Genomic DNA, 9,386 nt, shown 5'->3' on the forward strand with positions numbered 1-9,386 from the left:
ATAATTACCTCTGATACTGGAATAGAGGTCTACTGGTGATCTACAAATCTATTGCTGAAAGATTGCGTCTGCGGCTCAATTCATCGGATTTCAATATCGGCAGCCCGCTGCCGGGAGAGAAAAAGCTGGCGCAGGAGTTTGGCGTCGCGCGGATGACCATTCGCAAAGCCATCGACCTGCTGGTGAACTGGGGGCTGGTGGTACGTCGCCACGGTAGCGGCACCTACGTTGCGCGCAAAGATGTGCACCATGAAACCACCAACCTGACCGGCCTGGCCGAGGTGCTGCGCCAGCAGGGGAAAGAGGTGGTCAGCCAGGTGCTGATTTTCGAGGTGATGCCCGCGCCGCCCGCGATTGCCAGCCAGCTGCGGATTCAGATTAACGAGCGGATCTATTTCTCACGACGCGTGCGCTACGTGGACGGAAAGTCCCTGATGCTGGAAGACAGCTATATGCCGGTCAAACTGTTTCGTAACCTGTCGCTGGTGCATCTCGAGGGGTCAAAATTTGACTACATCGAGAAGGAGTGCGGGCTAACGATTAGCGGTAACTATGAGAGCCTCTCCCCGGTGCTGGCGGACAAGCAGCTGGCAAAATCGATGAATGTCCCTGAGCAGACGCCGCTGCTGCGCATCACCTCGCTCTCCTACAGCGACAGCGGCGAATTTCTCAATTATTCCGTTATGTTTCGCAACGCCAGCGAGTATCAGGTGGACTACCACTTACGCCGCGTCCACCTCGATAGTCCGTTAGCTCATCCCCCAGAACAGCACGGCGAGGAGCTGCGGGGTGATGATGCGTAAAAACATCACCAGCGGGTAAACCGTGGCATAAGACAGCGCCGCCGCGCCGCTGGTGGCGTGCAGGTTGTTGGCGAAGGCCAGCGCCGGGGGATCGGTCATTGAACCGGCCAGCATGCCGCAGAGGGTCAGATAGTTCATTTTCAGCAGCATTCGCGCCAGAACCCCGACCGTCAGCAGCGGAATGGCGGTAATGAAAATACCGTAGGCTATCCAGCTCAGGCCGTCGCCGTGGGTCAGCGTCAGGATAAAATCACCGCCCGACTTCAGGCCAACAACCGCCAAAAACAGCACGATCCCGAGCTCGCGCAGCGCAAGGTTGGCGCTGGGCGGCATAAACCAGTAGAGCTTGCCGATGCTGCCGATTCGCCCGAGGATCAGCGCCATAATCAGCGGCCCGCCGGCCAGGCCCAGCTTAAGCGCAACGGGAAAACCTGGAATAAACAGCGGGATAGAACCCAGCAGCACCCCTAAACCAATGCCGATAAAGACCGGCAGCATCTGAACCTGCTGCAGTTTTTGCTGCGCGTTACCCAGCTCAGCGGCAACCGCGTCAATTGCTTCCGGGCGCCCCACCAGGTTAAGGATATCGCCAAACTGCAGGCTGGCGTGGCTGCTGGCCACCAGCTCCACGCCGGCGCGATTAAGCCGGGAGATAACCACGTCATAGCGCTGCTTGTAGTTGAGATCGCGGATCTTCTTGCCGAGGATTTTCTCGCTGGTCACCACCACCCGTTCGACTTTCAGATCGGTACCGCGGGTGGAGAGCGAGGTGGAGACCTCCTTGCCGATAACCAGCTGCGCATTGTGTAAATCCTCCGGGCGCCCCACCAGATGCAGCAGGTCGCCGGTCTGGATCAGCGTGCCCGGAGCCGGGACCATCAGCAGCTCATCGCGCTTCAGGCGCGAACAGATCAGCCTGTCGCTGTTGAGCATCGGCACATCCTGAATCGCCATATTGTTCAGATTAGGGTTTTCAACGCGGACGTTAATGGTCTGCAGCAGCGCATGGCCGTTACCGCTGCTCTCGTCAAACTGCTGGGCATCTTTGTCGACGTTGACGCGAAAGAACAGGCGCACCAGCCACATGGTGAGCAAAATGCCGCAAATGCCAAACGGATAGGCCATGGCATAGCTCATCCCCATCTGGTCTACCACGTCGAGCGGCACGCCAAGGTCGCGCAGGATCTGCTGCCCGGCCCCCAGCGCCGGGGTATTGGTGACCGCCCCGGAGAAAATGCCGAGGACTATCGGCAGCGGAATATTAAAAAGCTTATGCAGCACCGCGGTCACCAGGCCGCCGAGAATAACGATGAGGATAGCAAAGAGGTTGAGCCGCAGCCCTGAGACGCGCAGAGAGGCAAAGAACCCCGGCCCAACCTGGATACCGATGGTGTAAACGAAGAGGATCAGGCCAAATTCCTGAATAAAGTGCAGCATGGGACCGCTGAGGGTCACGCCGGCCTGGTCGACAAAGTGGCCGACGATAATACCGCCAAACAGCACGCCGCCAATGCCAAAACCCACGCCGCGAATTTTGACATTGCCGATCCACAATCCGACGACCGCAACCAGCGCCAGGACGCTGACGGTCAATGCTATATCACTCATCGTCTTTTCCCTGTGAATAACATTAGTAATGACAGGGATTATGGCCCAAGCCTCCGGGCCTGTATGCAGCCTGGCGCACAATAATCAGCGGGTCATCGAAAGCGCGTAGAGGCTATTTCTGCCGGATCATTTCAACGCTGCACGGCAAAAAAAAGCCCCGACGGATCGGGGCTTTGATGAGGGGGTCAGATTAGCTGTTAAGCGCCGGACGCTCGCTAATGGCGATCCGCTGCGGGATGACCGCTTCCGGTTCATTGCGGGTGAGATCGATATGCAACAAACCGTTATTAAAGGTGGCTCCGGAGACTTCCATATTTTCGGCCAGCGTAAAGCTGAGGCTAAAGGCCTGGCTTACCAGCCCCTGATGCAGCCACTTCGTCTCTTTTTCCGCCTGCTGCGGCGTACCCTTCACGCTCAGGCGCGTACCTTCCAGCTGAATATCCAGATCTTCCTGACGGAAACCGGCCAGCGCAAGGGTAATGCGATAGTGGTTATCGTCGCTTTTTTCGATGTTATAAGGTGGGAAGGTCTGGCTTTCACCGGCGGTTTGCAGAGCGTTGGCCAGTTTGTCAAAACCGATCCATTGACGCAGCAGCGGGGATAAATCGTAGTTACGCATAATGTGTTTCTCCTTCTAAGAAGCGAGTGAATACCGCGGGTTGGTTAACCCGCATCTGCCCCCTGACGGCGAGCAAGTTTTAATATCGGGCCGCGCGGGCGACCCGACGGGATTAGTTGATTTCGATACGGCGCGGTTTATCCGCTTCCGGGATCACGCGTTCCAGTTCGATATACAGCAGACCGTTCACCAGGTTTGCGCCGCGAACGTGGATGTTTTCCGCGATCTGGAATTTACGCTCAAAGTTGCGCTCGGCGATGCCCTGATAGAGGTAGGTACGCTCTTTCGGCTCACCGGCATGGGCACCTTTGACGATCAGCAGATTGTCCTGGGCGGTGATCTCCAGCTCGCTTTCGGCAAAGCCGGCAACGGCGATCGCAATGCGGTAATGGTTTTCGTCTACCAGCTCGACGTTGTACGGAGGGTAGCCGCCATTGCTCTGGCTCTGATTGTTTTCTAACAGATTAAAGAGGCGGTCAAAACCAATAGCAGAACGATACAGCGGAGAGAGATCGAAATTACGCATAATAAATAGCTCCTGAAATCAGCGAGAGTTTTATGACCTTCCATCATGGACAGGTCGTTATTACCCGGAATACCCCGCAGGCGTATTCTCATCGGGCCACGTTTCTAAAATGGGTTTCCCGACGCGCTTTTCAAGACGAATGCCGCAATTTTTTTTGCAGTTTGCCGACGATTGCTTAGACTGGGGGTAGCACAAAAGGCAAAATGCGATGCCTGCCACAGTGCGGCGCAATAACGCTATGCATTCAGAGGATGGCTCGATATAACCGATAAATGGTTATCTCAATGCCCGAAACAATAATGGAAGAATGATGAAAAGCGGTCTGTTAAAGCTGGTCCTGTTCGGCGGAATGGTAGGCTTGAGCGGTTGCTCCAGCGTGATGTCTCATACCGGCGGCAAGGAAGGAACCTACCCGGGAACGCGAGCCAGCGCGCAGATGCTGGGCAACAGCGATGCCAACTGGGGCACAAAATCCCTGGTGGCAATAGATATGCCCCTCACCGCGGTGATGGACACGCTGCTGCTGCCGTGGGATATGTTCCGTACCGATAGCTCGATAAAATCGCGCGTAGAAAAAAGCGAAAGAGAGACGCTGGCGACCAATTCGGTTATCCCGCCAGCATCAATGACAACCCCTTGATCTAAGGCGTAACTTCGGTGGTCCACAGCTGACGATAGCCGTCCACCTCCGCCATCCATGCCAGATATTTGCCATCCGGCGAAAAGACGATCGCATCCGCTGAAGGCGCGCTTTCTCCCTCAGCCGTCAAAAAGCTCACCGCCCCCGACCGCGCGTGGCAAAGCGCAATCCGATTCTCCAGCACAAATCCCAGCCATTCGCCCGACGGGTGCCAGTTAAACGCCGACTGAATATCCGAACGATTAGCGGTGAGCTGCCGCAGGCCGCTACCCTGCGGCGAAATCAGCCACAGCTGAACCACGCCGGCATCATCGCGCATCAGAAACGCAATCTCCGTCGCCTGCGGGTTAGCCCGCACCCAGTGGCGCGGCGCGGTGGCTAATCCGGGATAGCGGCGGTCGTGGGTAAAGGTCAGGCGCCGCTGCATCACCGCGGCCGGCGGCGCGGGCAGCGTCGTCTCGGTACCCGCCAGCGGCGCGTCGCCCTGCTGCTTCCAGCCTTGTTCGCTATCCGGCAGGGTGACGATAAACAGTTCGGGGACCTTTTCACCCTCTGCCGATCGCGTGTCGCCGATAAAGGCCAGGGCGTGGCTACCGACCCAGCCCTCTTCATAAGCGCGGTTGATTTCATCGCTGCCCGGCGCCGGCTCAGGCGTCGTCCGGCTGACCAGCACGCACCAGTGGCTGCCGCCGTATTCACGCGGATGCTGCCCGCTCGGAACCACCGGGCCATAGGGCACCGCTACCCCTACGTTGCGCAGATCCAGCGCGGGCGAGCGCTCGTGCATCACGTGATCGTTATAGGTAAAGCTGACCCGCTGACCATCAGGACTATAAACATGGACGTGGCTACCGCCGCGCAGCGCGCCTGCGGTATAGGGGGCGGTGATATCCATCGCATCGAGGTTACGGCACTCACCCTGAAACGACACCACGCCGCGGCGGTGGTGGAAATCATACCGCCAGCTCTCATCCGGATGTTCGGGTCCGTGAATAAAAACGTAGGCATCTTTCGTTGGATGAACGGTCACTACGCCAACGTGGGCGCCCTGCTGAGCGCGATAGATTGTCTCTACCGCGCCGGTGTGGACGTTGACCCGCTCAATCGTCTCCCCGGTGAAGGAGGCTCCGGACGGACGGACGTCAAAAACCAGCCACTGGCTGTCCGCAGTCCAGACGCGCGTATTGGTCAACTGATGATGACGAGAGGCAAAAGTGATTTGTTTCATAGGACTACCCTGATGCACGGCGTTCGCATCAGGGTATAGTATCGGCAAGAATTAGCCTACACGTTTAATATCGCCCACCAGCACGATGTAGGAAAGCGCGCCAATCAGGGCCACGACGGCAATATAAACCAGAGCAGGCGCAAAGCCATATCCCTGCGCCAGGTAACCGATGACCAGCGGAACGGTGATCCCCCCCAGACCGCCGACAAAGTTAAACACGCCGCCGGTCAGCCCAATCAGGCGCATCGGCGCCAGCGATGACACCAGTGACCAGGTGATAGAAGCAAAGCCGTTGCCGAAGAAGGCGATGGCCATCAGGGTCATAATCCACACCGGATCGTTGGTGTAATTCGCGCCGATAATACAGGTCGATATCAGCAGCCCACAGATAATGGGCGTTTTACGCGCGGCGCCCAGCGAGACGCCTTTTCGCACCAGCCGGTCCGCCAGCCAGCCCGAGAGCAGCACGCCAACGAATGCGGCAAGGAACGGCACCGTGGTCATAAAGCCCGCTTTTAACGCGGTGATCCCCTTTTCCTGAGTCAGGTAGTTCGGGAACCAGGTCAGGAAAAACCACAGCGTGGAGGTGACGGCAAACTGCCCGAGGTAGACGCCGACCAGCTTGCGATGGAATACCAGCTTCCAGTCGGCCGCGGTCATCGGCTGCCGCGCCTCTTTTTTGACCGGCGCATCGCCGTCCACCAGGCCGCCGCCGTCGCGAATATAATCCAGCTCGGCCTTGCTGATGCTTTTAGTCAGGCGCGGTGGCTGGTAGACCTTGAACCAAACTAACGACCAGACAATACCGATAGCGCCGGTGACGATGAACACCCAGTGCCAGCTCAGCAGCTCCTGGATCCAGATCAGCAGCGGCGTCAGGAACGCCAGCCCCACAAACTGACCGGAGGTGTAGAAGCCGACCGCCGAGGCGCGCTCGTGCTCCGGGAACCAGCTGGTCACCATGCGGTTGTTGGTCGGGAAAGCCGGGGCCTCAAAAATACCCGTAATCGCTCGCAGACCAATCAGCGACATCAGCCCCGTGGCAAAGCCCTGAAATAGCGTCGCCACCGACCAGCCAAAAATGGCAATAAAGTAGGTCATTCGCGAACCGACGCGGTCGAGGAACCAGCCGCCGGGAATTTGACACAGCGTATATAGCCAGGCAAAAGCCGAAAAAATATAGCCCATTTCCGTTTTGCTAATCCCAAACTCTTCCTGAATATGCGCTGACGCGACGGCAAGATTCGCCCGATCAACGTAGCAAATAACAACGGTAATAAAGATCATGACCAGCGTCAAATAACGACGACGACCGGGTTTTGCAGCAGTCACTGAAATATCCATAGCAATCTGTCTCCAGATTTTGGGCATAGCGAAACCGCTCACCATGCCCTGTAATTTACAGAGGGTTTATTTGAATTTTTATTAATAACTTAAGCGTAATGCGCTAAATAATTTGTGCCGGGGAAAGGCGGCAACTTTTCACACTCCCTGGAGCATACGTTAGTATGTAACTGGGGTCAGAAAATGCAGCCAACGCATCACCGGTGCAAAGCATGACGCACATTACCATTCGGCGACGGAACCATCCTCATGACGCCACAATGGATTACGCCAGTCCGGCGCATTTTTACTGAGCTCAATCACTCTGGCTTCATCAATTTCCACACCCAGCCCCGGCTTCGTTAACGGTTTAAAGAAGCCGCCTTCCATATTGAAGTCTTCTTTATTCTTCACAAAGTCGAGCAGTTCCGCGCCCTTGTTGTAGTGGATGCCCATGCTTTGTTCCTGGAGGACCGCATTGCGGGCGACGAAATCGACGTGCAGGCAGGCGGCCAGGGCGATCGGGCCCAGCGGACAGTGCGGCGCCAGCGCCACGTCATAGGCCTCGGCCATGCCGGCAATTTTATAGCATTCGGTGATCCCCCCGGCGTGCGACAGGTCCGGCTGCAGAATGGCCAGGCCGCCCGCCTCCAATACCCGCTTAAATTCGAAACGCGAGAACATACGTTCACCCGCCGCGAGCGGAATATGCGTTTGCGCCGCCAGTTTTGGATAATATTCCGCCTGCTCGGCCAGTACCGGCTCCTCAATAAATAGCGGACGATACGGCTCCAGCTCTTTAATCAGCACCCTGGCCATCGGCGCGCTGACGCGGCCGTGGAAATCAAGACCAAACTCAATTTCATTGCCGAAGGCTTCGCGGATTTGCGCCACGGTATTCACCGCTGCGTCTACCGCGCGGGAATTATCAATAACCCCCATCTCTTCGCAGCCGTTTAATTTGAAGGTATCAAAGCCAATCCCGCGCAGCTTTTTAATGCCATCGATAACTTCCGCCGGGCGATCGCCGCCAACCCAGCTGTAGGCTTTAATTTTGTCCCGCACCAGGCCGCCCATCAGCTGCCATACCGGCGCATTCAGCACTTTTCCTTTGATATCCCACAGCGCCTGATCGATACCGGCAATGGCGCTCATCAAAATAGGGCCGCCGCGATAGAAACCGGCGCGGTACATCACCTGCCACAGGTCGTTAATACGCGCCGGGTCCTGGCCAATCAGGTATTCTCCCAGCTCATGTACCGCCGCTTCAACGGTGCGCGCGCGCCCTTCAATGACCGGCTCGCCCCAGCCAACAACGCCTTCATCGGTTTCAATTTTCAGGAACATCCACCGCGGCGGTAAACGGTAAGTAGTCAGTTTGGTTATTTTCATTGCACAGCCTCTCGATACGCTTTAACAAATTCGGCAGCCTGGCGGGCGGTGCGTTCAACGGACTGTCCGGCACGATAAAGATCGCTCCCCAGTCCGGCACCGATACAGCCGGCATCAATCCATTGCGCCAGGTTCTCCGGCGTGACGCCACCGACGGCGAAAACGGGGACCTCTGGCGGTAAAACGGCCTTCAGCGCCTTGATGTAATCCGGGCCAAAAGCGGAGGACGGGAACACCTTCAGGGCTCTGGCACCCGCATCGAGCGCGGTGAAGGCCTCGGTGGCGGTCGCACATCCGGGACAGACGGTCATGCCGTAGCCCACCGCGCGGCGAATAACCTCAGCGTGAATATTGGGCGTAACGATCAGCCGGCAGCCCATCTTCGCCAGCTCGTCAACCTGCTCCGGCTGCAGCACGGTGCCTGCGCCAATCAGCGCCCGATCGCCAAACGCCTCGACGATGGCCGGAATGCTTTGCTGCCAGCGGGGCGAGTTCAGCGGAATTTCGACGGCATCGAATCCCGCGTCGATAACGGCGCCCACGTGCGCCAGCGCCTCTTCCGGCGTGATGCCGCGCAGAATTGCGATCAGCGGAAGCTTAGTTTGCCACTGCATATATGATGCTCCTTATACCTGCCTGAAATGCGGTATCGCCGGAAACGACCGTCGCCTGACGACCAAATGTGGCCAGCGCCTGCTGGTAGCGGTTCGCCAACGCCTCTCCGGCAACGAGGGTAATCTGCTGGCCAATCACGCTTTCGCTCATAGTGGCAACCTCAGCGCCAATCAGCAGACCGGATAAAAACTCGCTGACGTGCTCGCGCGGCAGCGTGCCGAGAACGTGCGAAGCGCGAACCTGAAAGAGCTGCGCTAACACGGCGGGCGAGTTCAGCCCGCGCTCGAGGCCGGCAGAAAATGCCGCCGCGGAGGTTTCCTGCCGTGGGAGACCGGCGCCCACCAGCGAGTGTTGCAGCAGTAAATGGTGCAGTTCGCCGGTCATCACGGTACGAAAATCAAGAATTTGCTCGCGATCGGCCTGCACCCATTTGCAGTGGGTGCCGGGCATCACATAGACCGATGAGGGGGCGATCGCGCGCGCGCCGAGCAGCTGCGTCTCTTCGCCGCGCATCACGTTGCGGTTATCTTCCCGGGAGACGCTAAGGCCGGGAACGATCCAGATATTGTCGCCAACGGCGGTTAAATGTTGGCAAATCGCCGAAAAATGGGCAGGAACCGGTAAGTAAGGAG

The 9,386-nt window shown here is 57.6% G+C and carries 10 protein-coding genes and 1 other annotated feature; of the genes, 2 read left to right on the forward strand and 8 right to left on the reverse strand.

Annotated features, from left to right (window positions below; translation table 11 throughout):
* Positions 1–35 precede the first annotated feature (35 nt).
* The gene (locus PFH44_RS06845; RefSeq protein ID WP_041143319.1) at positions 36–803 is read left to right on the forward strand and encodes a GntR family transcriptional regulator; all 768 of its coding nucleotides are present in this window, start codon (positions 36–38) and stop codon (positions 801–803) included.
* Here the strand turns inward: PFH44_RS06845 and PFH44_RS06850 are convergent.
* The 3 genes from PFH44_RS06850 to ibpA form a co-directional block, all read right to left on the reverse strand.
* Positions 750–2,411: a putative transporter gene (locus PFH44_RS06850; protein WP_283824631.1), complete on the reverse strand. Its 1,662-nt coding sequence runs from the start codon at positions 2,409–2,411 to the stop codon at positions 750–752. The two genes, PFH44_RS06845 and PFH44_RS06850, sit on opposite strands and share 54 nt — an antisense overlap.
* 190 nt (positions 2,412–2,601) lie before the next feature.
* The gene (ibpB, locus tag PFH44_RS06855; RefSeq protein ID WP_283824632.1) at positions 2,602–3,030 is read right to left on the reverse strand and encodes a small heat shock chaperone IbpB; all 429 of its coding nucleotides are present in this window, start codon (positions 3,028–3,030) and stop codon (positions 2,602–2,604) included.
* Positions 3,031–3,142: 112 nt separating this feature from the next.
* A complete protein-coding gene (ibpA, locus tag PFH44_RS06860) occupies positions 3,143–3,556 on the reverse strand; it encodes a small heat shock chaperone IbpA (protein WP_041143322.1) in 414 nt (137 codons plus the stop codon).
* Positions 3,550–3,624 (reverse strand) — a sequence feature (ROSE (Repression Of Heat Shock gene Expression) occurs in the 5'-region of heat shock genes and acts as an RNA thermometer to modulate expression.). (Overlaps the previous gene by 7 nt.)
* Positions 3,625–3,863: 239 nt before the next feature.
* Here ibpA and PFH44_RS06865 point away from each other — a divergent pair.
* Positions 3,864–4,196 carry a YceK/YidQ family lipoprotein gene (locus tag PFH44_RS06865; protein WP_045853754.1) on the forward strand — a complete coding sequence of 111 codons (333 nt, stop codon included), beginning with the start codon at positions 3,864–3,866 and terminating at the stop codon, positions 4,194–4,196.
* A gap of 1 nt (position 4,197) precedes the next feature.
* Here PFH44_RS06865 and PFH44_RS06870 read toward each other — a convergent pair whose 3' ends face one another.
* The 5 genes from PFH44_RS06870 to PFH44_RS06890 all read right to left on the reverse strand — a co-directional run.
* Complete coding sequence (locus PFH44_RS06870) at positions 4,198–5,424, reverse strand: DUF3748 domain-containing protein (RefSeq protein WP_283824633.1); 1,227 nt, start codon at positions 5,422–5,424, stop codon at positions 4,198–4,200.
* Between the two features lie 51 nt (positions 5,425–5,475).
* The gene (locus PFH44_RS06875) at positions 5,476–6,813 is read right to left on the reverse strand and encodes an MFS transporter (protein ID WP_161795632.1); all 1,338 of its coding nucleotides are present in this window, start codon (positions 6,811–6,813) and stop codon (positions 5,476–5,478) included.
* 177 nt (positions 6,814–6,990) lie between these two features.
* Entirely contained in the window at positions 6,991–8,139 is a 1,149-nt protein-coding gene (gene dgoD / locus PFH44_RS06880) for a galactonate dehydratase (protein WP_045853751.1), read from the reverse strand.
* Positions 8,136–8,753 carry a 2-dehydro-3-deoxy-6-phosphogalactonate aldolase gene (locus PFH44_RS06885; protein WP_045853750.1) on the reverse strand — a complete coding sequence of 206 codons (618 nt, stop codon included), beginning with the start codon at positions 8,751–8,753 and terminating at the stop codon, positions 8,136–8,138. Before PFH44_RS06885 ends, dgoD begins: the two co-directional genes overlap by 4 nt.
* On the reverse strand, positions 8,737–9,386 hold a 650-nt coding region (locus PFH44_RS06890; protein WP_283824634.1), incomplete at its 5' end, for a 2-dehydro-3-deoxygalactonokinase. The genes PFH44_RS06890 and PFH44_RS06885, both read right to left, overlap by 17 nt.

The organism is Klebsiella sp. Ech2A, from assembly GCF_030078455.1.
Lineage (GTDB): Bacteria > Pseudomonadota > Gammaproteobacteria > Enterobacterales > Enterobacteriaceae > Klebsiella > Klebsiella terrigena.

Coding starts and splice junctions, on each gene's coding strand:
- ibpB (WP_283824632.1), bottom strand. CDS start 3,030: ATGCGTAACTACGATTTATCCCCGCTGCTGCGTCAATGGATCGGTTTT.
- PFH44_RS06875 (WP_161795632.1), bottom strand. CDS start 6,813: ATGGTGAGCGGTTTCGCTATGCCCAAAATCTGGAGACAGATTGCTATG.
- PFH44_RS06865 (WP_045853754.1), top strand. CDS start 3,864: ATGATGAAAAGCGGTCTGTTAAAGCTGGTCCTGTTCGGCGGAATGGTA.
- PFH44_RS06870 (WP_283824633.1), bottom strand. CDS start 5,424: ATGAAACAAATCACTTTTGCCTCTCGTCATCATCAGTTGACCAATACG.
- PFH44_RS06885 (WP_045853750.1), bottom strand. CDS start 8,753: ATGCAGTGGCAAACTAAGCTTCCGCTGATCGCAATTCTGCGCGGCATC.
- ibpA (WP_041143322.1), bottom strand. CDS start 3,556: ATGCGTAATTTCGATCTCTCTCCGCTGTATCGTTCTGCTATTGGTTTT.
- PFH44_RS06850 (WP_283824631.1), bottom strand. CDS start 2,411: ATGAGTGATATAGCATTGACCGTCAGCGTCCTGGCGCTGGTTGCGGTC.
- dgoD (WP_045853751.1), bottom strand. CDS start 8,139: ATGAAAATAACCAAACTGACTACTTACCGTTTACCGCCGCGGTGGATG.